This is a genomic window from Empedobacter sp. UBA5036, from assembly GCF_002415215.1.
Taxonomy (GTDB): domain Bacteria; phylum Bacteroidota; class Bacteroidia; order Flavobacteriales; family Weeksellaceae; genus Empedobacter; species Empedobacter falsenii_B.
The window spans coordinates 1-23,677 of record NZ_DICC01000072.1 but is presented as its reverse complement, the minus strand read 5'-3'; the positions used below and the strand labels follow the sequence as shown (position 1 = coordinate 23,677).

Here is a 23,677-nt window from a genome sequence, read left to right as displayed (position 1 = left end):
ATAGTTATAATAGAAGAAAATCGCTTCTTTGGAGAGCCCAAAAAAGCGATTTACAAACACGAAGAACTTTTTTATAAGAAAAGTTTTTTCTTTATATGGATTTAATTATAGACCTACTGTCCATCCTTTTGCCCAAGTTGGTGTGTCTACACCATTTCCAGCTCCAGTATTGTTAGCTTTTGAATAGAATTTGGTTACATCCACAGCAGCACCTGCAGAAGTTTTTCCACTTGATTCTGTATTAACATTAATAAATTGAACATTTTTAACTAATAAATCTTTTGAAGTCCAACCTAAAGTAACATCATGCTCAATATCGATACCTTTTGCCCAGTTTGCTAAAACAAAATTTTCTAATTGTCCTTTTGTTCCTTGACGTAATTTAATCGCTTGATTTTCACCTTCTCCTACATAATCTTTACCTAAACCAATTAAAGTTACATTCTTAATAATTGGATTTGAGAATGGTGTTAAATTATTGTTACTATCATTATTATCAGCCTCTATACCTCTATTTCCTTTGTTACGACCTTCTTTTCCGTACCAATATTCGTTTGTACCAACCCAACCTTCTGTCCAGTCAAATTGATCATCTTCGTTTTCATTTGATACGATATATTTTGTATTAACAGTTCCTCCAAAGAACTCAATTCCGTCATCAGAACCAGCATATAATTGAACATATTCTATTTTAGTTCCGTTACCAACACCAAATAAAGAAAGTCCATTAAATTCTTTTTTGTTATTAAAAATTGCACCTGCATACTCGATACGAGTATATGTGATTGTACCAGAATTATCTGTTGCTACATCACCACCATATGTTAACTCAGAAACTTCTGCTGTTGCTGATTTTGCTTTGTTGATTGGTGCTTTACCACATAAAACAATCCCTCCCCAAGATCCTGGAGTTCCTTTTTCTGATGTAAATACAACAGGTTTAGAGGAAGTTCCGTTAGAGAATATTTGTCCTCCTTGTGCTACAGCTATGTATGATGAAGTACCTCCATTGGCAATAATTTTAGTTCCAGCAGGAATTGTAAGTGTTGCTCCTTCATTTACTTGTAAAGCTCCTGTTAGATAATATGTTTTAGATGCATCTAATGTAATTTTATCTCCACTTTTCAACTGACCTTTAAAATCAGCAGGATTCGCAACAAAGCCAGAAGGATTTGTTTCTTCTACTCCATTATCGTCGTTATTACTACAGCTTGTTAATGCTAATGTAGAAAATGCACCTACTAAAAATAGTTTTAAAATTGATTTTTTCATAATTAAATGTTTTATTTTGTTTGTTTTATTTTGTTTTTAAAATTGATAGTTAACAGATAAACCGAAGTTCATTCCTTTTTTATAACTTAATGTTTTTACATCTCCATTCAAATTCTCTTGTACACGGTCTATTGTAGGGTTTAATAAGTTTTTAGCAGAGAAATTGATTCCAATATTTTTATTCAATTTTGAACGTAAAATGAAATCTAATGTGCCAAATCCTTTATCTACTTGATTTCCTCTTGTTTCAGTTCCAAGCGCATAAATACGATCAGAGAAATAGTTGTAAGCCACAGTTGCCATTACACTTCCTCCACTTGTCCATTTCTTAGAATAAGATAAATCTGCATTCGTAATAAATTTAGAAGCTCCTGTAAATGCATCTTCTTTATTCGTAAAGTTGGTATTGATTCGTTGTCCATTGAACAAAGTTTCGTTATACACTTTCTCATTATCTAACTCTTGATTAGAATACATGTAAGCTCCGTTAAAACCAATTGTTAACTGCTCTGGATTCGATGTTTTGTTATCCAAGATTGCTTTTCTAACCTCTAGTTCTGCACCAATTGCATATCCCCAATCACCTGTATTTGCATAAGAAATATCATTAGATGATGAAGCAATTGTTGTTGTATTGATTGGATCTTGAATATATTTTCCGAAACCACCAAAAGAGATTACTTCTCCACTTTTCGGGAACCATTCCCATTTAATGTCTGCATTATAATTTGTCGAAGGGTACAACATTGGATTTCCACGGAAAGTTTCTGTTACATCTTCATAAACAAACATAGCAGTTTCTTTGAATTGAGGAAGTGTATATGTTTTAGATGTAGCGAAGCGTAAGTTTTGATTATCTGTTAATTTATAACGTAACATCAAACTTGGTAATAATTCGAATTGATCAAATGAGCGTTCTCCTTTAGATAAAGCTGTGTACCAATCAATACTTTGTTTAAGATATTCTGCACGAACCCCTAAAACAGCTGTTAATCGATCTGTAAAATTGTATTCTACTTCAACAAAACCAACTTGAATATCTTTTTGTCCATTATAAGTTTGAGCACGATAGTTTCCATTTCCATCCATATCAAATGTAGTAATGGTAAACAATTTATCTTCTCCAAAATTTGATTGATTAAATACTGCGTCTAAATTATTTGGATCAGCTTGAATACCACTTCTTGTAAACTTCATATTAAATTGATTTGCTTCAAAATCTCTTTCTTTATGTCTACCTTGGTAACCAACAGAGACTTTAGCTTTATAATCTTTCAAATCTCCTCCAAAAACACGGTTATATTCTAAATTTGCCGAAATTTCGTTCTCATTAAGATTTTGGTAATAACGGTTACTTAACGAAGCATCTTGAGTTGCTAAAAAATATTGACCTGTTTGTTTATCCAAACGCATCGTATTTTGCAAACGATCTGGCATATCTTGTTTCACAGTATTGTAAGAAATCCCCCAATGAAACTCAGATTTATCATCCAATCTATGATCTCCTAATAATTGATTCACAAAAACTTGATTTTTTTCGTAAGTTCCTCTACGTATAAATCCTTCATGATTATCATCATTTACTAAATCAATAACAAAACCTCTATACTCTTGTAAACTTTGAGAAGTATTGTTAATAAAAATACTATTTGCTCTTAATCGATTATTTGGATTAAAATCATAATACAAATTCACCATTCCTGTAGTATTCGTATTATAGCTATCTTTAGTATAGTTTTTAAAGTTATTAAAATATGCTCCTTCTGCATTTACAGAGGCCGCTAAACCTTTCTCGATACTTTGAGCTGAGTTATCAAAAGCAGCTGTTGCAAAGAATCCGAATTTTGCTCCGTTTTCAAACTTGTAACTTTTTCCTCCTTTTATATTGAAACCTCCCGCTACAGCAGATTTAGATTGCGGATTGAAACTATTTGTAAAATGATATCCAGTTGTTGCGTTTGCTGGAATTTTCGTTTTTTGGAAACCAAACCAATTTGGTCCATCTTGCAAATTGAAGTTTTTATTGGTAATCGCGTTAGAATTCAAATTTAATCCTGTTCCGATTTCTAATAAACCATTTCCTTCATATAATTTTGATGAAATATCAATATTTGCTCCACCAAAATCAGCCATCATTCTTACATTGAATGTTTTGCTCAACGAAATATAATCAATAACGTCTGTTGGAAATAAATCCAATTTAATATTCTTGTTACTAGGATTTTCTGACGGAACTGGTAAACCATTCAATGAAGTATAATTATAACGGTCTCCTAATCCACGTACAAAAACATCTCCTGTACCTTCTTGTTTTGTAACACCAGCCATTTTCGCAACTGCCGAAGCCGCATCACTTACACCTTTACGATCCAATTCTGCTGCACCAATATTCTCTACCATTTTTACAGATTTTTTCTGAATATTAAGTAAAGAAGCTTCTCCAGATTTATCTTTTCTACCTGTTACAACAGCTGTAGATAAATCAATCTTTGTATCTTTTAAATCTTCTGGTTTCAAATACATATTTAATGTATTCGAATCTGATAAATTTTGAGAAACAGATTGATAACCGTCTACTTTAATATCCAGTTGATACGTATCATCTGGAACAGAAATTTCGTAGTGACCTTTATCGTCTGTTTTTGCTTGAATATTTAATCCTTCAACCACAAAAGTTTTTTCAGAAAGTGGTTGGTTTGTTTTTTGATCAAATAAAGTTCCTTCTAATTTAATATTAGTCTGTGCAAAAAGTGCTGCCGAACCTAATAATAAAAGTAAAGTTAAATTGCGTTTCATTGCGATTGTATAATTCGTGTTTGTTTGATGGCAAAGTTGCTGCAATCCAATGAAAAACATTTTTAGAAATTGTAAAGGTTTTGTTAGGTAATTGTTATGAAATTATCGTAACTTTAAATGAATGTTAAGAAATGTTTTTACCTAATTTCTCCTAAAATTTAAGCTTAATTTTACATCGACTAATTTTATTTAGTTATTACAAACAATTATGAAGAACATTAAAATTTTATTAGTTGACGACGAACCAGATATCTTAGAATTCATTGGTTACAACTTAAAAAAAGAAGGTTTTGAAGTAGAAACAGCTCAAAACGGACTAGAAGGTTTGAAACAAGCTAAAATTTTTCGTCCAGATTTAATTCTACTAGATGTTATGATGCCGCAAATGGATGGAATGGAAATGTGTGCCGAATTAAGAAAGTTAGATTCTTTCAAGGATACTTTAGTTGTTTTTCTTTCTGCTCGAGCTGAAGACTTTTCTCAATTAGCTGGCTATGATGCTGGTGCAAATGATTACATCTTAAAGCCTATCAAACCAAAAGTTTTAATTAGTAAACTAAATGCTTTATTGAAATTAAAACAACCTAACGAAGCGGCAAAAGACGAATTCATCAAATTGAATAATTTCGAGATTAACCGCGAAACCTATAAAGTAAATTACCAAGGACAAGACTTTTTGTTACCTCGAAAAGAATTTGAATTGATTGCTTTATTAGCTTCAAATCCAGAACGTGTTTTCAAACGTGAAGAAATTTTGGAGAAAGTTTGGGGAAATGAAGTTGTAGTTGGCGGACGTACAATTGACGTACATATGCGCAAATTACGCGAAAAATTTGGGAACGATCGTTTCTCTACAATCAAAGGAATTGGATACAAAATAAATGACTAAAAGCTCGTAATGGCTTCAACTTTCAAAGTTCAAAACATCTTTCTATTTGCCTTTCTCAGTACATTATTCTTGGCTTTAGGATTTGTTTTGTTCTCTTTTTTATGGTTTGGAAATATTGATTTTATTCTCCAAGAAAAACTATTTTTCATTAGTTTAATGCTTCTTTTATTGATTGGATTATCAATATTTTATTGGTTTTCTTTAAAAAATCAACGAAGAAAAGATTTTACTGAAATCTCGAAAAATATTCCACAATTTCAATCCAGCACAATGGATTTTGAAGAACTTTCTCAAAAAATTTCTACAATTACAGAAGATCAATCCAAAGAAATTGATGTTTTGAATGAGAGAGAAAATTACAGAAGAGATTTTCTTGGAAATATTTCGCATGAATTAAAAACGCCCCTTTTTTCGGTACAAGGTTATTTGTTAACGCTGATAGAAGGTGGAGTTGAAGATGAATCTATTCGCGATAAATACTTAAACCGAATCAATAAATCGGTTGATCGATTGATTTATTTAGTCAAAGATTTGGACATGATTGCAGAACTTGAACGTGGACGAATCAATATCGAATTTTCAGTTTTCAACTTGACGGCACTTGTACAAGATGTGATTGATTTATTAGAAATTAAAGCTGAAAAAAATAACATCAAAATTTCTCTAAATTACCCTATTCATCAACCGATAAAAGTTGTAGGTGATATTCAGAAAATTCAACAGGTTTTAATCAATTTGATTGTAAATGCCATCAATTATTCTAATCCAAATACAGAAATTAACATCGATTTTGAAGAATATGATGATAAAATTCAAATCTCAATAAAAGATCAAGGAGTTGGGATAAAACAGGAAGACATTGACCGAATTTTTGAGCGTTTTTACCGAATTGATAAATCTCGAAATCGTAATAATGGCGGGTCTGGATTAGGTTTGGCAATTGTAAAACATATTTTAGAAGCCCATAAACAGAAAATTTATGTGACAAGTAAAATAGGAAAAGGTTCTACTTTTTCGTTCTATTTACAGAAGGCTTAATATTGTTCTTGCTTCTTAGTAAATTTCAAGGTAATGTTGTGTTTAAAAACTTTCAACGTGTCGTTTTTAGTCTCTTTCCACAAAAAATAAGGAGGTTTCAAATTCAATACATTTCCTTTTACAGCCAATGAATCCTCAAAAAGTTCTGCATAAAGAACAGTATCTTTTTTTAAGAATGCTTTGTCTTTATAATCAATCAAATAATAATCACTTCTGACATAAATAGGATCTTTGACACGAAGTGTTGAATCCTTTTTATCAAAATTCCATTTGATATTAATAGGATTAAAACCATCTTCGTACCCCACAAAAATACGTGTCGTATTTACAATATGACGAACAGAAAAAATAAGGACAGTAAAAAAAAATAAGGATACCAATATAATATCAATTCTTTTTTCATGGATTAGGTTTAGTTGTTGATTGTTAATGTACAAATATCGCCATTCTATTCTAAAAGATACATAAAAAATGTAAATTTGCATAAATTTAATTTTAATATAACTTCCAATAATGCAATATAATCCGAATGAAATCGAACCAAAATGGCAAAAATTTTGGATTGAAGACAAGACGTTCAAAGCTGAAAATCAATCAGAAAAACCTAAATTTTACGTATTAGACATGTTTCCTTACCCTTCTGGAGCAGGATTACACGTAGGTCATCCACTTGGATACATTGCGTCTGATATTTATTCTCGATACAAAAAATTAAAGGGTTTCAACGTTTTACACCCAATGGGTTACGATTCTTTTGGTTTGCCTGCGGAACAATATGCGATTCAAACTGGTCAACATCCTGCGATTACAACAACAACGAATATCGAAGGTGGTGTTGATAAACAAGGAAATGTGATTGCTGGTTACGAGAACCAAATGAAAAAAATTGGTTTGGGATACGATTGGGATCGTGAAATCAGAACTTCAGAACCTGAATATTATAAATGGACACAATGGATTTTCAATCAATTATTTGATTCATATTATGATAATTCAACCGATAAAGCTGAATCCATTTCAAAATTAGTTGAAACATTCAAAACTGAGGGTAATGCAAGTGTAAATGCTGTGGCAGATGATGATATCGAAATCTTTACCGCAGATCAATGGAATGCCTATTCTGAAAAAGAACAACAAACAATTTTATTAAAATATCGTTTAACTTTCTTAGCAGAAGCAGAAGTAAACTGGTGTCCAGATTTAGGAACTGTTTTAGCGAATGACGAAGTAATTAACGGATTATCTGAACGTGGAGGATTCCCTGTTGTGCGCAAAAAAATGACACAATGGATGATGCGTATCACGGCTTACGCTGATCGTTTGTTAACTGGTTTAGATAAATTAGATTGGCCAGATCCGATCAAAGAATCTCAAAAAAATTGGATTGGTAAATCTCAAGGTGCATCAATCTTTTTTGATGTTGTAGGAAACGATGAAAAAATTGAAGTTTTCACTACTCGTCCTGATACTGTTTTTGGTGTTTCTTATGTAACATTAGCGCCAGAGCATCCTTTAGTTTCTCAAATTACAACAGCAGAAAACAAAGCAAAAGTTGATGCTTATGTCGATTATACTTCAAAACGTTCTGAACGTGATCGTTTAGCGGATGCTAAAAATATTACAGGAGAATTTACCGGGGCTTACGCCATTCATCCATTTACAGGAAAACAAATTCCGATTTGGATTGGTGATTACGTATTGGCTTCTTATGGAACTGGAGCTGTAATGGCTGTTCCTGCTGGTGATGAACGTGATTTTGCTTTTGCAAATCATTTCAATTTACCAATTATTAATATTTTCAAAAATCAAGATATTTCTGAAGCTGCTTTTACAGAAAAAGGTGGATTCGAATTACAAGATTCTGATTTCTTAAACGGATTAGATTATAAACAAGCGGTTGCAAAAGCGATTGAAGCTTTAGAAGAAAAAAGTTTTGGACAAGGAAAAACAAACTTCCGTTTACGCGAAGCTGTTTTCTCTCGTCAAAGATATTGGGGAGAACCGGTTCCTGTTTACTTCAAGGACGGGATGCCTTACACAATTCCTACAGAAGCTTTACCAATTATTTTACCTGAAGTGGACGAATATTTACCAACATCTGAAGGTGAGCCACCATTAGGGCGTGCAACAAAATGGGCTTTTGATACAACAACTAATCAAGTTGTAGATAATACTTTAATCAATAACGAAACTATTTTCCCAATAGAACTAAATACAATGCCAGGTTGGGCAGGTTCTTCTTGGTATTGGTTACGTTATATGGATGCAAAAAACGACAACGATTTTGTATCTAAAGAGGCTGTTGATTATTGGCAAAATGTAGATTTATACATGGGTGGATCTGAGCATGCTACTGGTCACTTATTATATTCTCGTTTTTGGCAAAAATTCTTATTCGATAAAGGTTTAGTTCCAACGGATGAGTATGCAAAAAAACTTATCAACCAAGGAATGATTTTGGGAATGACCGCTTATGCATATAGAATTAATGGAACAAATACTTTTGTTTCTAAATCTTTGAAAGATCAACATGAAACAACACCAATCCGTATTGATGTTAAGTTGTTAAAAGATGGAGGCGACGAATTAGATACAGAAAAATTCAAAACTTGGAGAGAAGATTTTGCTAATGCAGAATTTATCTTAGAAGATGGGAAATACATCACAGGACGTGAGGTTGAAAAGATGTCAAAATCTTACTACAATGTCTTAAATCCTGATGATATTTGTAATCAATATGGAGCAGATTCTTTACGTTTATACGAAATGTTTTTAGGTCCTGTTGAACAGTCTAAACCATGGAATACACAAGGTTTATCTGGAGTTTATTCATTCTTGAAAAAATTCTGGAGATTATATCATTCAGGAACAGAAGAAACATTTTTTGTTTCGGAAGATGAACCAACAAAAGAAGAAATGAAAGTGTTGCATCAAACCATCAAAAAAGTGGACGAAGATGTAAACAATTTCTCTTTTAATACATCGGTTTCTACTTTTATGATTGCTGCAAACGAATTAGGAAAATTAAAAACAACTAAACGTGCAATTTTAGAGCCTTTGGCTATTATTATTTCTCCTTATGCACCGCATATTGCAGAAGAATTGTGGTCAAAATTAGGACATGAAACGTCAATTGCACATGCAGATTTCCCTGTTTTCGAAGAAAAATGGTTGATTGCAGATGCTAAAGAATATCCAGTTTCATTCAATGGTAAAATGAAATTTTTGTTAGAATTACCTTTGTCGTTATCGAAAGAAGAAATTCAAGAAATTGTAATGAACGACGAACGTACAATCAAACAATTGGGTGATCGTACTCCGAAAAACATTATTATTGTTCCTGGAAAAATCATTAATATCGTTGGATAAAAAAAGATTTTAGATACTAGATTTTAGTATTGAGAATATAGATAAAATCCTCGCAATTGCGAGGATTTTATATTTTATACTATCTTTAATCAAAACTATAACTCAATGAAATATTTACCAACACTCGAAACAGAACGGTTAATCATCAGACCTATTACGATTGATGATTTACAAGATTTTTTTGAAATGGATTCACAACCAGAAGTTCATGAATTTCTAAAAGCAGAACCTATTCAAACCATTGAAGAAACAAAAGAAATTATTGAAGATATCCAAAAACAATATGAAGAACTTGGACATGGTCGTCTTGCTGTTGTTGAAAAAGAAACAGGTAAAATGATTGGTTGGACTGGTTTTAAATATATTATAGAAAGCGAATCGATGAATAATAAATTCGATTTTATTGATATCGGATATCGTTACAGAAAAGAAACTTGGGGAAAAGGTTATGCAACTGAAGCTGCCGAAGCTTGCATGGACTTTTACAGAAAAAATATGTCACATATTAAACTAAACGCAATAACGCATGTTGATAATAAAGCTTCTCGAAATGTGTTAGAAAAAATGGGATTTGAAGTCACTGAAACTTTTCATCTTGACATGTGGGATTTGGATTGCTTTTGGTATGAATTGAAGAAATAATTAACTTCAAAATAATCTTGGTTCACGCAACCTTTTAAGCAATTGATTCTCTTTCTTTTAAATACTATTTATATGAAAAAGAATTTTTTACTTTTTTTGTTCGTTATTGGTTTTGGACAATTCATTTCAGCACAAGAAAAATCAAGCGATGAGCGCAAAAATGTCATCACTTTTAGCGTTCTTTCAGCAGCATTATCACCTCCAAGATGGACGTTTGGATACATTTATAAACTCAACGAACGTTATTGGATTGGCTCTGAAATCGGCTACGGAAGTTATCATAGCATTCCTCTTAGTCACAAACCAAAATATAAAATCAACGAAGATTATCAACTTTTTGAGATTCGACCAGAATTTTTTATCAATCTAAGCGAAAACAGACGAGTAAAACATCTTATTTCTTCCGAGTTTTTCTATATTCATCACACCGATCATCTTGAAAATGGTGAATATTACCGAAATGATGCTCAAAATTTTTCGTATTTATATTCGTATGACGAAGCCGATTATAAACGAATAAAATATGGATTGAATATCAATTACAATATTTTTATTCCAACTCATAAAGGATTAGTTTTTATTCCAAAAGTTGGTTTGGGTGTAAAAAATAGAAATGTAAAATATTCGAATGTTACAAATTTAGAAAGTGTTGATACTCGAATTTTTGATGATTTTATGGGCGGTTTAGAAAATCATTATAAAAAAGAAGGTTCTTCTACAGATTTCAATTTAAATCTTAACTTTAAGATCGCTTATCAATTTTAAACAAAACATGAAAAAAATAATTTTAACGACAATTTGTTTGGCTGCATCACAAGCTAATTTTGCACAAAAAATTTCGACAAATGATTATGAAGTTAAAACAACTTTAGCTGATTTTAATCTGAAAGGAAAGGTTGAAAAAGTGACTTCAACTGCAACAGATGCAAAAGGAAATACCACAACTTTACCTTTTTTGGAGAATGAATTTTACAATCAAATTTCGTTAGAATTTAATCAAAAAGGATTGTTAACAAAGCGAACAAATTATTTGGATTATCAAGGAAAATTAGCTGTTTATAACTATGTTAATTACGACTACAATAACTCAAATTTTATTGATAAACAGACAAATACAGTTATTAACAATGGTGAAGATCCAAAACGAATTGCTTCCGACAAAACCTTTGTTTATGACAATAAAAATCGGTTGATAAACTTGACAGAAAATATTGAAGGGAAATCGTCAAAATCGAGTTATGAAACGATTTTTAATTATTCGAATAAGTTGGATAAAATCACGACAAAAGTGGAAGGTTCTACGATTAGTGAGAATAATTTGACATATAACAAAAATGGTTTATTGGTTTTGGATGAAATGACTTCTTTTGATGGAAAAAAAGGGCGAAAATCGTATTATATTTATGATAAAGAAACACCTATTTTTCAGGAAGAAATTGCTGGAAATTCGAGCAAAATAATGTTTTTTGAGAATGGAAACATTTCAAAATTACAATCATTTGACGCCAATAAAACGTTAGCTTATCAAGCTGATTTTGATTCGAAAAATGAAATTGTAAACTTCAAAAAACAATCCTTCCGAAATGGACAAACTGTTTTAACTTCTTATCAAGTTTCGTATGAATATGATTCGAAAAATAATTGGATAAAAGCTTCTATTTCAATCAATGGAGAATTGAAATATGTTGTAAAACGAACGATAAATTATTATTAAAACACAAAAGGTTGAGCAATGCTCAACCTTTCTTCACAAATAAATAACACAACACTACTTATTAAGTCATTAAAGTAGGATGTTAAGCTTAAATCGCTTTTGGCGTATATATTTTTCTTAATTCTTTTGTCGCCGCAACCATTTCGATTAATGCTTTTTCGGTTTCTTCCCAATGACGCGTTTTTAGTCCGCAATCAGGATTTACCCATAATTGATCTGCTGGAATAACTTTTGCCGCTTTCTCTATCAAATCAACCATTTCCTCTTTCGACGGAACGCGAGGCGAGTGAATATCATAAACTCCAGGTCCAATATCATTTGGATAATTGAAATCTGAAAAAGCATTTAATAATTCCATCTGACTTCTCGAACATTCAATTGTAATGACATCCGCATCTAAATCAGCAATATTTTGAATAATATCGTTGAATTCTGAATAACACATATGCGTATGAATTTGCGTAGAATTATCAACATTACTTGAGGCTAATTTAAACGAATCAACAGCCCATTTCAAATAATTTTGCCATTCATCTTTTCTTAATGGTAAACCTTCTCGAATTGCAGGCTCATCAATCTGAATAATTTTAATTCCAGCTTTTTCTAAATCCGAAACTTCATCTCGAATCGCCAATGCAATTTGTTTACACGTCGTAGATCTTGGCTGATCATCGCGAACAAAAGACCATTGTAAAATCGTAACTGGACCAGTCAACATTCCTTTTACTTTTTGTTCTGTGATAGATTGTGCATATTGTGACCAATAAACCGTCATTGGAACTGGGCGATAAACATCACCAAAAATAATCGGCGGTTTTACACAACGCGTTCCATAACTCTGAACCCAACCATTTTTAGAGAAGACAAATCCTGCTATTTTTTCACCAAAATATTCCACCATATCATTGCGTTCATATTCACCATGCACCAAAACATCAATGCCAATTTCCTCTTGCCATTCTATTGTACGCTTGGTTTCTTGTTTCAATAAAACATCATATTCTTCGGCAGATAATTCCCCTTTTTTATACTTCGCACGCCAACTTCTCACCTCTTGCGTTTGTGGAAAAGAGCCGATTGTTGTCGTAGGAAAAGGAGGAAGATTCAATACATTTTGTTGCACAATTTTTCGGTTTCCAAAACTATTTGCACGATTATAATCTTCATCTTTTATTGCATTTACTCGTTCTTTAACTTGAGTTTGATGAATTAATTGAGAATTTTTTCTATTATTAATAGAGAATTGATTCGCTTCATATTGTTGAATCAATTTTTCGTCATTCGGGTTTGAAAAATAATTTTTTAAGAAAGCAACTTCTTCTAATTTTTGCTTCGCAAATGCAAACCAATCTTTAATTGTAGTCGGAAGATTTTTTTCGTTTGTTTCTAAATCTAAATCACAAGGTGAATGTAATAATGAACAAGATGTTGAAATAATAACTCGTTTTTCTCCAATTTTGTTCACAACTTTTTCTATCGTTGAAAGTGATTTTTGAAAATCATTTTTCCAAATATTTCTACCATCAACTAAACCTAAAGAAAGTTTTAATTGAGAAGGAGCTTGATTCAATATTTCATCAAGTTGATTTTCGTCTCGAACCAAATCAAGATGCAAAATATCAATTGGTAAATTGATTGCTAAAGCTGTATTATCTTTCAATCCATCAAAATAAGTTGCGACCTGAATCGTAAGTTGAGGAAATTCTTTTCTTATTTTTTTGTAAACTTCTTGATAAGCCGTTTTCGATTTTTCGTCTAAATCTAAAGCTAAAAAAGGTTCGTCGAACTGAATTGTATTTGCTCCATGATTGATTAAATCTTGAATAATTTCAAAGTAAACTGGCAATAAATTCTGAATTAAATCAATTCGATCAAATCCTTCTTCTTTTTCTTTTCCTAATAATAAATAAGTAATTGGTCCAATTAAAACTGTTTTTGGATTAAAACCTTCTTTTTTTGCAGCGATAAATTCGTTTACGATAGAATTTGAGAAATATTTAAATTCTTGATTTTTTACAAATTCTGGAACGATATAATGGTAATTGGTATCAAACCATTTTGTCATTTCCATCGCTGTAATATCTAAATTATCTTTTTGAAAGCCTCTTGCCATCGCAAAATACAAGTCTAATTCGGTGTTCTTTTTATTTAGCGCAACCGTATTGAAACGCGCTGGAATTGCACCAACTGATAACGTAAAATCTAAAACTTGATCGTAAAAAGAAAAGTCATTACACGGAATTAAATCAATTCCGGCAGCTTGTTGCAATGCCCAATTTTGTTTGGTAATTGTACGGCTTGTTTGCAATAAAGCTTGTAGTTCAATTTTACCTGCCCAATAATTTTCGCAGGCTTTTTTTAGTTCACGGTTAGCGCCAATTCTTGGATAACCTAAAATTTGTGTTTGCATTTTGATTGTTTTTTAATGTTCAAAAACACAAACGCGAGTTGATAAATAGTAAACCTATTTTGACAGACAGACTTCAAATCGCGAAAGTATCATCTTTTGTTTCTATTGGTAATCTGACTTGTAATTTGCATTACTCACAGTTGCGCGACAGCTCGTGATTCTCACACGATTCCCCAATAATTTATTGTTTATTTCTTTACAAATGTAACAAGACAAAATAAACGATTGTAAAACTTGAAAAAATAAGATTATACCACTTAATATGATTAATTTTACAAAACAAAATACTTTAACAACGATAAAATATCGTATTGAAAAGAATATTATTTGGATGGAAACATTAGATCAAACCGATTTAGAATTATTAAGAATTCTACAAAAAGACTCAAAATTGACAGTAAAAGCCATTGCAGCTTTAGTTAATTTATCTCCTTCGCCCGTTTTTGAACGTATAAAAAGGTTGGAACAACAAGGTTATATCAAAAATTATAGAGCCGTTTTGGATGCCGAAAAACTAAACAAAGGCTTTATGGTTTTTTGCAGCATCAAGCTAAAACAACATGATCGCACAATTGGGAATAAACTTGTGGAAGATATTTTGTTGATTGATGAAGTGGTGGAATGTTATAATATTTCGGGCGAATATGATTTTATCTTAAAAGTGCAAGTTTTGGATATGAAACAATATCAAGATTTTGTTTTCAATAAATTGGGTGCTTTAGAAAGCATCGGAAGTACACACAGCTCTTTTGTGATGGCTGAAATAAAAAATACGTACGGAATCAATATTTAAAAAAAACAAAAGGTTGAGCAATGCTCAACCTTTTTTCCACAAATAAATAACACACTACTTTTTGATTACCTTGAAAGTAGAATTGTTAACTTTTATGATGTAAACACCTTTTGGTAAAGAGGAAACATCTAATTGATTTTTCCCTTTTTGAAGTGTTTTCTCTGTCATTTTAGTTCCTGTAATAGCGAAAATTTCGGCTTTTGAAGCTTCATTTGTTTCAATAAACAATACATTATTAACAGGATTTGGATAAACATTTACAGCAGATTTAGCTAAATCATTTGTACCTAAAACGGCTGATGAAATTGTGATGTTTTGTGAAACAACTTTTCCATTCGAATTAAAAGAAAGTTTGATTTTAGCTGTTCCATTTTTTAATGGATTAATCACTAATTCTTCCTTATCATTAATCGAAATTTCAGCTACTTCATTATTCTCGATGATTTCTAAATCTTTTACAATCGCTGCTGATAAATTATCAACATCCGAAACTTTATCTTTCAAATCAATTGTTGTTGCTGTGTTAATTTGATAAGTTGTCTCTAAATCATTGATAATTGGTGCCGCATTATCTGGAAAAACAGGCATTGAAGGAAACCAATAATAATCAGTCAAAGGAATTGTTTTCGTTAAATTTCCTTTATTATCAAATTTATGAATCCAGTGCTTATTATATTGAGATGTTGTAGTTATGATGATTAACTCATCTGTTCGTGGATCTACACGCAAACCTGCTCCATAAGGCATTTGTTTAGGATTTGTATCTTGACCAGGAATTGTAGCAAAATTCTCATTGAATTCATTTTTATCCACATCATATTTTACAATTGTTGGACTAACAGACCAACCTGCGCCTGGGAAAAAGTAAATTGAATTTTCTTGGGTTGAAGCACTAAAACTTCCAGCATTCCACGCTCCCCAAGTATTCGGAATTGTTTTCGTTGGAATCGATATTTCTGTCGTTTCTAAAGTAACAGGATTTATTTTGACTAATTTATTTGCCAATGCTCCCCAAACATTTCCATCCTTAGATTGTATTACAGAAATAAAACTTCCAGCAATCGTTTGCTTAATTTTGTGAGTGTTTGGATCAATTACTAATATTCCACCCTTTTGAGTTACGGCAAAAACATAAGTAGAAGTTCGAATAATATTTGCTAAAGCACCAAATTTATCAGCACCTTCAATTAAAGATCCTAATTTCAAGTTTTCAATATCAAACAAATAAAGTCCACTTGAAGTTCCTAAATATCCTGTTTTAGCATCAACACCTACAAAACTTCTTCCGTCTCCACCAATTGTTTCGAAGCTGGCTTTTTTCTGTAAAGTTTTCGAATCAGCTACAACTAAACGATTTCCTTGTTTTGAAACAATGAAAAAATTATCACCATAAATTGTTGCAAAAGGAGGCGTTACACCTAACTCTTCATTGGTATTCGCAGTTTTGTAAATATTATAATCAATAGAATAATCTGGATTCATAAAATTAATTGATCCATTTGCATGACCAAACCAATCTTCATTCAGAATAAAAACACCATTTGTGTATTCTTTTGTTTGTGCAAAACTTGTTTGAATTGCTACTATTGTAAAAATCGAAAGTAAAAATTTTTTCATGTATTTTTTTTTAGAAATCCGAAACCATCATCCAAAAATGACAGCCTCGGATAAAAATATTTAGAATGTTAGATTATTGTATTTTTTCTACTTTTAATTTATCCATTGTAAAGTATAATGCTGTGTTTGCTCCCCAATTTCCTACATCTGTAGTTTCTAAAAAGAACATTAAATATTTAACTTCTCCTAAAGCAGAAAGATCCACATCTTGCCAATTTGTTGAAATATTATTTATTCCATTTCTAAAATCAACAAAATAATGAGTTACAGGTTTTTCTGTAGTCAATTGTTTATTTGCTGAAACACCATAAATATGAATCGCGAAATAATCTCCTTTTACAAACTTTCTTGCATATGCATCACCATTCAAAATCCCATAATATGGCCACGGACTAATAGCTAACTTTACATTTTTTGCTTTGTATTTATTAGCTGTATCAGTAATTTCTACTACACTCGAAAATCTGTCAATCTTAACTTCTTCTCCATATTTCAAAACTTTCTCAGATGGTTTGTGATCAGCGAAAGAGACTAAAAATGGTGATCCTTGTCCATCTGCACCACCTTTTGCCATTGTACCCCATTGATTATCTAACCAACCGCCTTCTTTATCTATTTGATCAGAATTGTCATTACTATTAGAAACCGTGAATCCCATCCATGTTAAATACTCTGGCCAAGCTGTATGTTTAAACTTGAAAATACCTGAAGTTAATTCAGCGTCTTCTGTATAAGTACCTTCCCAAATTTTTCCTCCGGCTGTAGCAGTTCCTTTTGTTAAATCAAACTTTGATAAATCTAAAGTTTCATATTTTTGTTGATCTACTAATTCAGTATTGTCGTCATCATTATTACAAGAAGTCAATAAAAAGATTGATGATGTAGCAAATAAGAAATTAAAGAATAATTTCTTTGTAAAATTAAAATTCATTTTATTTAGTTTTGTTATATTATAAATGCAAATCGTAAGCTCCTGCAACTTCTGTTGAGATTTCACCTAACCAACCTGCTTCTTGATTTGTTGCTGTGTAAACTTTGATAAAATCGATTCCTAATAATTTAACAGGTGTCGTCATCATTATTACAAGAAGTCAATAAAAAGATTGATGATGTAGCAAATAAGAAATTAAAGAATAATTTCTTTGTAAAATTAAAATTCATTTTATTTAGTTTTGTTATATTATAAATGCAAATCATAAGCACCTGCAACTTCTGTTGAGATTTCGCCTAACCAACCCGCTTCTTGATTTGTTGCTGTGTAAACTTTGATAAAATCGATTCCTAATAATTTAACAGGATTTCCATTTTTATCAACAGCCCAATCAATATCAATATTTGAATCTTCGCTGTTATTTGGTGCATTGTCTACATAACCATAAGCCAATTGTTTACCAGTCCAAATACCATTTTTCTCTGTATAATTGCTTGCCAAAAGTGTACCTGAGAATTTTAACTGATCCGAACCAAACCACAATGGATAATATGATTGTTTATGATAAGAATTTTTAGTTTTATAACCTGAATTTCCTTGATTATCTGTCCATTTTACATATTCAGGATTAGGTATTTTATCTTCTTCGGTTGGTTTTTGATAAGAAATACTATAATTTTTTATTGTATTTGGATTCGTGTACTCACTTCCTGCAATTTCGTACCATTCGTCGTCATCTGGTTTTCCGTTTTTATTTTTATCATATGCAACCATCACAATTCCAGGTTCAGAAGATCCAGCAAAACCATTTCCTAAAACTTTAAAATCGCGTTTGTTTGGTTGGTTCATAATCGTATGGTCAAAACCAAATACCACATATCCTCCGTAACCTCCAAGTGTAATCATTGTAGATTTTTCTCCTACTAAAGCCTTAGCAGATTTGGCTGTCATATCAGCTTGAGTTTCTCCTGTTACATAAGATGGCAAAGCATTTGTGAATTGTCCAACTGCTGGCAAATAATCAAAGACTTGAGAAATATATTTACTGTAAGTAGATAATTCTTGTGTAACATTAACCTTTGTTTTTATCGTTTTAGAAGTTACTCCTGAAGTAATTTCTAATGTTAAATCGTAAGCACCAACTTTATCAGAAACAAAACCTAAGGTTTTCTCATTACCAATAATTTCATTGCCAAGTTTCCATGTATATGTTGCATTTTCGAAACCAGAAACAGTTGGTTCAATTGAAACAATTTTTAAACGTGCTGCATCATAAGATACTTGTAAAGTAGCATTATCAGGATTAGTCTCGATAATGTTTTCATCATCACTACAGCTTTGTATTAAAGCAAAACTTAGTGCGGTTAGTAAGATTTTAGAATATTTCATATGTAAATTTTATTTATAGACAAAAGCAAAATGAGCAGGAATATTTCCGGCAGCAGTTTTCCATTTAAAAGCACCATTTTTATCAAAACAATAGATGTAACCCATCGAAACATAATTTCCGACATCGGTTAGAAAAAGATCTTTGGTTTGAGGATTTACAGCAATTCCGTAAGGCGTTTCGATTTCATTAATAACAGGATCATTGACCAATGTTTTGTTGATAACTTGTTCTGTTTTGGTATCAATTACACCATAAGTTTTTGTGTATTCGAAAGTTGTGTAACTAAATTCGTTTGAATAATAATAGAGTTTGTTATCAACAATTGTAAAGTTAGAAACAGGAATATCAAATTTCTTTTTGATTTGATGCGTTTTACTATCCAACACATATAAATTTGATGGAACGTTGTAATAATCACCACGAGAAGTCACATATAAATCGCCATCTGCATCTTTTTTTAAACGATGAAGGTTTACTTCAACATCAATTTTTTTAGTTTCTTTAAACGTTGATAAATCAATCACAGAAATCGTTTTATCATATTCAGGAACTCGATATCCTCCTGAGTTTGCTACATACAAATTATTCCCAACAACTTCTAATTCTTCTGGCTGATAACCTACGGTCACTTGTCGCGTAACCGATAAATTAATCGTATCTATTTCGACCACTTTTCCCAAAGGCGCTTTCGGATCGATTGTAACAGGACCAGCATACGAAGATGCATACGCTTTCCCATTTGCAAACGTGATGTAACGACCATTTTCTAAAGGAATTGTTCCCAGATGTTTGGCTGTTCTTACATCCATTACTTCGATAAAATTTGATACGTTGATAACCGCATATAACTTATTTCCATAAATTTTGATATCATTCCCAACATCTCCCAATTCCTTTACCATAGTAGGATTTACGGTTGCATATATATTTCTATTATAGGTTCCTGTTGTAAAATCCATATAATCTACCGTAGCCATATTACTTCCCATTTTTCCTTCGTTTAGTAAATAAAAACCAACGACATCTGTTTTTTCGGGATCGGTTACACCTTCTTCCTCTTTCTCGATCAAATAAGTATCTTGCTGACAAGCATAAAAAGTAATTGCTGTTAAAAAACAGACGAATAATTGTTTGAAATTTCTCATAAGTTTGCGCTTAATATTAGCTTGAATTGTCTTCCTGGCATTGGATAATTTAAAACCACATCATATTGTTGATTCAAAATATTATTTAATTCAAAAGAAACTTTGAATAGACTTTGATTCAACCTAAACTCTTTATGTATCCCTAAATCATTTGTAAACCAAGGATTAAGACGATTTATTTTAATATTATCTTGATGAACATTGTAACGTTCTCCCACATAAATAAAACTGTAATTAAAATTCCATGTTTTATAAGAAGCCGCTAAAACAAAAGAGCCACTATGTTTTGGTGTATATGGAATTTGATTTTTGTAGTAACTTTTTTTAGGATTCGAATAATCTAACGCTTGCAAAAAACCGTAGTTAAGCATTGGCGAAACCTCTATTTCTCCTAATTGAAATGTTGATCGAATTTTAACATCCAACCCTTTTATTCTGACTTCATCCAAATTGAGCATAGTGAAACGAAACAAACTTCCAGAAGGCGCAGCCACAATTTTATCAGTTACTTCATTGTAAAAAGCATCGGCTTGAATCGTAATATTTTTGAAGAAATTTTGAGATGATTTAGAATAAGTAAAACCAACATTATATTGTGTAGAATATTCTGGTCGAAGATTCGCATAACCAATGTCTGTGTAGTACAAATCGTTGAACGTTGGCATTCTAAAAATACGTTTATAAAACGCTCTGATATTAAAATCGTGAGATTTGAATGGTTGATAATTGGCGATAATCGTTGGCGTCCATATATTTTTATCAGGCGCACTTGTGTTCATTTCTACTGATTCTTTTACAAAAGTTCCAAATAAACTTCCTTGTAAACTCAAACGTCCAAGACGATAAGTAGACGCGAACGCAACAAGATTTGTATGACGAGTAGGAAAAGAAAAATTCTTTAAATCTGCTCCCATATTATTAAACTGATAATCTGTTGCAACATTCACATCCCAATTATCTGTAATCGAATAAAGATTCGCCCAAGACACATAAAACTCGCGTTGTGTGTACTTATTTTCTATTTTTACTGTCGAAACTGTATCTGTATAATGGGTGAAATCGTAAGCAAACTTTGCGTTTATCTTCGATTGAAAATTTCTGAATCGTTTCTCATATTTACCTTGAACAAAATAATTTCTATCAACCAAAGTTTGTCCACGTCCATCAAATCGACCACGCACAATTGCAGCAGGAATTCCAAGATCCGAATCATACAAATATCCTTTTACATTCCAATTCGATTGATTTCCTTTTCCGATCAATCCTAATTCCAAACGTTTTGCATCAACTTGTCCATCTCTACGTTTCAAAAGTGTATCGTATGCAGTAGTTCCATCCAAATTTTTGCGTTGATAACGGAATTTATATATACCATTCGTTTTAACATATTCTGCACTCAAAACAGCTGATAATCTATCCGTAATTTTCTGTTCAATACGAATAGAAGGATTGATTAATTGAATCGAGCCTAACTTATAACGAAGTGTAGCATTCGTTTTTTTATCACCAATAAAAACAGGTTTTTTGGTTTGAAGATAAATAGCAGAAGCAGAAGCATAATCTTTCGCTGATTGAAAAATATTACTTTTTTGACCATTATATAAAGAAATCATTTCCATATCGTCTAAAGAAAATTTTCCTAAATCGACAATTCCATTCTGCGCATTTCCAAGTTGAATTCCATCATAAAAAACTGCAACATGTTGAGATCCCATCCCACGAACATCAATAGTTTTTAAACCTCCAACTCCACCGTAATCTTTAATTTGCACTCCTGCAAAAAAACGAACAGCATCTGCCACAGAATGGCTATTTAAAGCCTCTAGTTCCGCTCCTTTCAATTCCTGAACAGGAACAACGGCTTTTACATTATTTTTTAAAATATTAACTTGCTGAAGCTCTAAAATACTATCATGAATAATTTGCGCAGAGGCTATGCGACATGAAAGCAAAATCAAGCTGCAACAAATAATTATAGTTTTTAGATTTCTCATTTAGCAATAATCAATTGTTGCTAACGAGAGTATATGAAGAAGTATTGAAAGGACGAACCTATCCAAAATTTGAACTTCACGCTTTAGTCCCCGAAAGCATTCAACATTTATCATTTTGGTAGGTCTTCTGACTTACTCCTTTTTTAGAAATCCTTCCCATTAAAAACAGTGGATATAATGTATCTAAAAAATATGGAGCTTACAGCAGCGGGTCTGTTCAGGATTTTCACCTGATTCCCTGTTACCGAACGGTTAAGTTCGCACCAAATGTTAATCAAAAGTAAAATTATTATTTTGAATAAACAATTAAATCTTTATCAATAATAGCTAAATAAAAAAAGCTAACTCATTCGTTAGCTTATTCTTTTACTTTATTTATTTCGATCACTTCTCCAGTTTCATCAACCTGAACCGCAATCTTTTCATAATTCCATTTATCAAATTCTTTCTCTCCTACAATAATTGCAGTTCCAGAACCTTTTGTTCCTTTTATAGGTACAGAAATGTTAGCTTCACCAATATCATTTGTAATAGAAATATTTCCAGTAAAAACTCCGTTCGTTTTAACATCCGTACCCAATTTCTGCTGAACTTCAACATTTTGATTAATAATATTAATTGCATGTTTCGTTACATCACTATCCGAAGTTATCTTACTAAAACCCCAAAAAGCACCACCAATTAACAATCCAAAAAATAAAATCACAAACGACAAACAGCCAACAGGCACAACCCATTTCCAATTACGTTTAAACCAACTTTCCTTTGGTAACAATTGATTATCATACTGATTTTCTTCCATAATATATAGGTTTTGAGTAAAGATAATAAATTTGGGCGTTCCCTCGCTCTTTGCCTTCCATTTATATTATTCATAGAATAAGCAAAATAATACAAACACAGCTAATGCAAATCGCTCGGTCGGGCTATCCGTTGCAATCTTTTGTAAAAGAAGATTAGAAGTGATTACAGGAAATACAATTTCTACAAAAGGATTTCCACTGCTATCCCTAACGCGGGTTTTAAGTTCTGAGTTTTGAGTAATAAGTTATAAGACATAAGATTTAAGACTGACAATAAAAATCTACAAAGGAGTGTTATCGAGTTATGAGTTGTAAGTTCTGAGTTAGTTGTAAAAAGGAAGCTTCCTTTTTATCAAGAAGAAGCTTCTTGTTGACTAATTAGAAGCCTCTTGTTGGATGAAAGCAAGCTTCTTTTTTTATAAAACATAGTCTGGAGATGCGTAAAGCTTACAGCGTTCAGCTAAAGCGCGACGTATAACCACAAAAAAAGCCTCAAGAAATAAATCTTGAGGCTTTTAATAAAAACTGGCGACGACCTACTCTCCCGTAAGTAACAGTACCATCGGCGCAGGCAGGCTTAACTTCTCTGTTCGGAATGGGAAGAGGTGAGCCCTGCAGCTATAGTCACCCTAATATTTTTGTATAGGTCTTAGTTCCTAGTATATCTTGACATTATTAGATAGCTCTATGCATTAAGCTTAAAGCTTAGGCCTAAAGCCTTCACACAATCTTTGGTATTACTTTCTTAATCCAAATAAGATTAACTAACCTTCTCTATGACGATTAAATCAATGTTAGTATTTAATCTTTTTTATTTTTGATATTGCTATCATTAGCTTTGATTCGTTCTACTTTTTTTAGAAAAAGTCTATGG

17 protein-coding genes, 1 rRNA gene, 1 pseudogene and 2 riboswitches are annotated in these 23,677 nt (G+C 31.8%); of the genes and pseudogenes, 7 read left to right on the top strand and 12 right to left on the bottom strand.

Annotation, left to right across the window (positions count from 1 at the left end):
• Positions 1-105 precede the first annotated feature (105 nt).
• Both B4J88_RS13580 and B4J88_RS13575 read right to left on the bottom strand, forming a co-directional pair.
• Entirely contained in the window at positions 106-1,272 is a 1,167-nt protein-coding gene (locus tag B4J88_RS13580; RefSeq protein ID WP_180905500.1) for a hypothetical protein, read from the bottom strand.
• 36 nt (positions 1,273-1,308) lie between these two features.
• The gene (locus B4J88_RS13575) at positions 1,309-4,128 is read right to left on the bottom strand and encodes a TonB-dependent receptor domain-containing protein (RefSeq protein WP_291067853.1); all 2,820 of its coding nucleotides are present in this window, start codon (positions 4,126-4,128) and stop codon (positions 1,309-1,311) included.
• Between the two features lie 148 nt (positions 4,129-4,276).
• Here B4J88_RS13575 and B4J88_RS13570 point away from each other — a divergent pair, with 148 nt between their 5' ends.
• Positions 4,277-4,957 carry a response regulator transcription factor gene (locus tag B4J88_RS13570; protein WP_291046748.1) on the top strand — a complete coding sequence of 227 codons (681 nt, stop codon included), beginning with the start codon at positions 4,277-4,279 and terminating at the stop codon, positions 4,955-4,957.
• 9 nt (positions 4,958-4,966) lie between these two features.
• Positions 4,967-5,995, top strand: coding sequence for a sensor histidine kinase (locus tag B4J88_RS13565; RefSeq protein WP_291046750.1), 1,029 nt, complete (start codon positions 4,967-4,969; stop codon positions 5,993-5,995).
• Here B4J88_RS13565 and B4J88_RS13560 read toward each other — a convergent pair.
• Positions 5,992-6,480, bottom strand: a complete 489-nt coding sequence (locus B4J88_RS13560) for a hypothetical protein (protein WP_291059180.1) — start codon at positions 6,478-6,480, stop codon at positions 5,992-5,994. The genes B4J88_RS13565 and B4J88_RS13560 overlap by 4 nt on opposite strands.
• Positions 6,481-6,508: 28 nt before the next feature.
• Between B4J88_RS13560 and leuS the strand changes: the two genes are divergently transcribed.
• The 4 genes from leuS (at position 6,509) to B4J88_RS13540 (ending at position 11,720) form a co-directional block, all read left to right on the top strand.
• Positions 6,509-9,364 (top strand): leucine--tRNA ligase, encoded by a 2,856-nt coding sequence (gene leuS, locus B4J88_RS13555; RefSeq protein WP_291046754.1) that lies wholly within the window; start codon positions 6,509-6,511, stop codon positions 9,362-9,364.
• A gap of 105 nt (positions 9,365-9,469) precedes the next feature.
• Positions 9,470-10,006: a GNAT family N-acetyltransferase gene (locus B4J88_RS13550; protein ID WP_125348865.1), complete on the top strand. Its 537-nt coding sequence runs from the start codon at positions 9,470-9,472 to the stop codon at positions 10,004-10,006.
• A gap of 72 nt (positions 10,007-10,078) precedes the next feature.
• Positions 10,079-10,771, top strand: coding sequence for a hypothetical protein (locus tag B4J88_RS13545; RefSeq protein WP_291067852.1), 693 nt, complete (start codon positions 10,079-10,081; stop codon positions 10,769-10,771).
• A gap of 7 nt (positions 10,772-10,778) precedes the next feature.
• Positions 10,779-11,720: a hypothetical protein gene (locus B4J88_RS13540; RefSeq protein WP_115002227.1), complete on the top strand. Its 942-nt coding sequence runs from the start codon at positions 10,779-10,781 to the stop codon at positions 11,718-11,720.
• An 88-nt stretch (positions 11,721-11,808) separates the two neighbouring features.
• Here the strand turns inward: B4J88_RS13540 and metE are convergent, their stop codons facing one another.
• Positions 11,809-14,130, bottom strand: coding sequence for a 5-methyltetrahydropteroyltriglutamate--homocysteine S-methyltransferase (gene metE, locus B4J88_RS13535; RefSeq protein ID WP_291067851.1), 2,322 nt, complete (start codon positions 14,128-14,130; stop codon positions 11,809-11,811).
• A gap of 86 nt (positions 14,131-14,216) precedes the next feature.
• Positions 14,217-14,352, bottom strand: a riboswitch (cobalamin riboswitch).
• A 109-nt stretch (positions 14,353-14,461) separates the two neighbouring features.
• Between metE and B4J88_RS13530 the strand changes: the two genes are divergently transcribed.
• Positions 14,462-14,923 (top strand): Lrp/AsnC family transcriptional regulator, encoded by a 462-nt coding sequence (locus tag B4J88_RS13530; protein WP_038336827.1) that lies wholly within the window; start codon positions 14,462-14,464, stop codon positions 14,921-14,923.
• A gap of 54 nt (positions 14,924-14,977) precedes the next feature.
• Here B4J88_RS13530 and B4J88_RS13525 read toward each other — a convergent pair whose 3' ends face one another.
• From B4J88_RS13525 to rrf, 8 genes and pseudogenes are all read right to left on the bottom strand, one after another.
• Complete coding sequence (locus B4J88_RS13525; protein WP_291067850.1) at positions 14,978-16,540, bottom strand: DUF5074 domain-containing protein; 1,563 nt, start codon at positions 16,538-16,540, stop codon at positions 14,978-14,980.
• A 73-nt stretch (positions 16,541-16,613) separates the two neighbouring features.
• Entirely contained in the window at positions 16,614-17,471 is an 858-nt protein-coding gene (locus tag B4J88_RS13520; RefSeq protein ID WP_291067849.1) for a DUF4465 domain-containing protein, read from the bottom strand.
• A gap of 19 nt (positions 17,472-17,490) precedes the next feature.
• A pseudogene (locus B4J88_RS13515) lies at positions 17,491-17,604 on the bottom strand (PKD domain-containing protein); the annotation flags it as partial.
• A gap of 116 nt (positions 17,605-17,720) precedes the next feature.
• Entirely contained in the window at positions 17,721-18,860 is a 1,140-nt protein-coding gene (locus tag B4J88_RS13510; protein WP_291067848.1) for a PKD-like domain-containing protein, read from the bottom strand.
• Between the two features lie 9 nt (positions 18,861-18,869).
• Positions 18,870-20,006: a YncE family protein gene (locus B4J88_RS13505; RefSeq protein WP_221856352.1), complete on the bottom strand. Its 1,137-nt coding sequence runs from the start codon at positions 20,004-20,006 to the stop codon at positions 18,870-18,872.
• Positions 20,003-22,000 (bottom strand): TonB-dependent receptor, encoded by a 1,998-nt coding sequence (locus B4J88_RS13500; RefSeq protein WP_291067847.1) that lies wholly within the window; start codon positions 21,998-22,000, stop codon positions 20,003-20,005. The genes B4J88_RS13505 and B4J88_RS13500 overlap by 4 nt, the downstream gene beginning before the upstream one ends.
• A 99-nt stretch (positions 22,001-22,099) precedes the next feature.
• Positions 22,100-22,283, bottom strand: a riboswitch (cobalamin riboswitch).
• 75 nt (positions 22,284-22,358) lie between these two features.
• The gene (locus B4J88_RS13495) at positions 22,359-22,802 is read right to left on the bottom strand and encodes a cytochrome c oxidase assembly factor Coa1 family protein (protein WP_291046770.1); all 444 of its coding nucleotides are present in this window, start codon (positions 22,800-22,802) and stop codon (positions 22,359-22,361) included.
• A gap of 524 nt (positions 22,803-23,326) precedes the next feature.
• Positions 23,327-23,435, bottom strand: a 5S ribosomal RNA gene (rrf, locus tag B4J88_RS13490).
• Positions 23,436-23,677 lie beyond the last annotated feature (242 nt).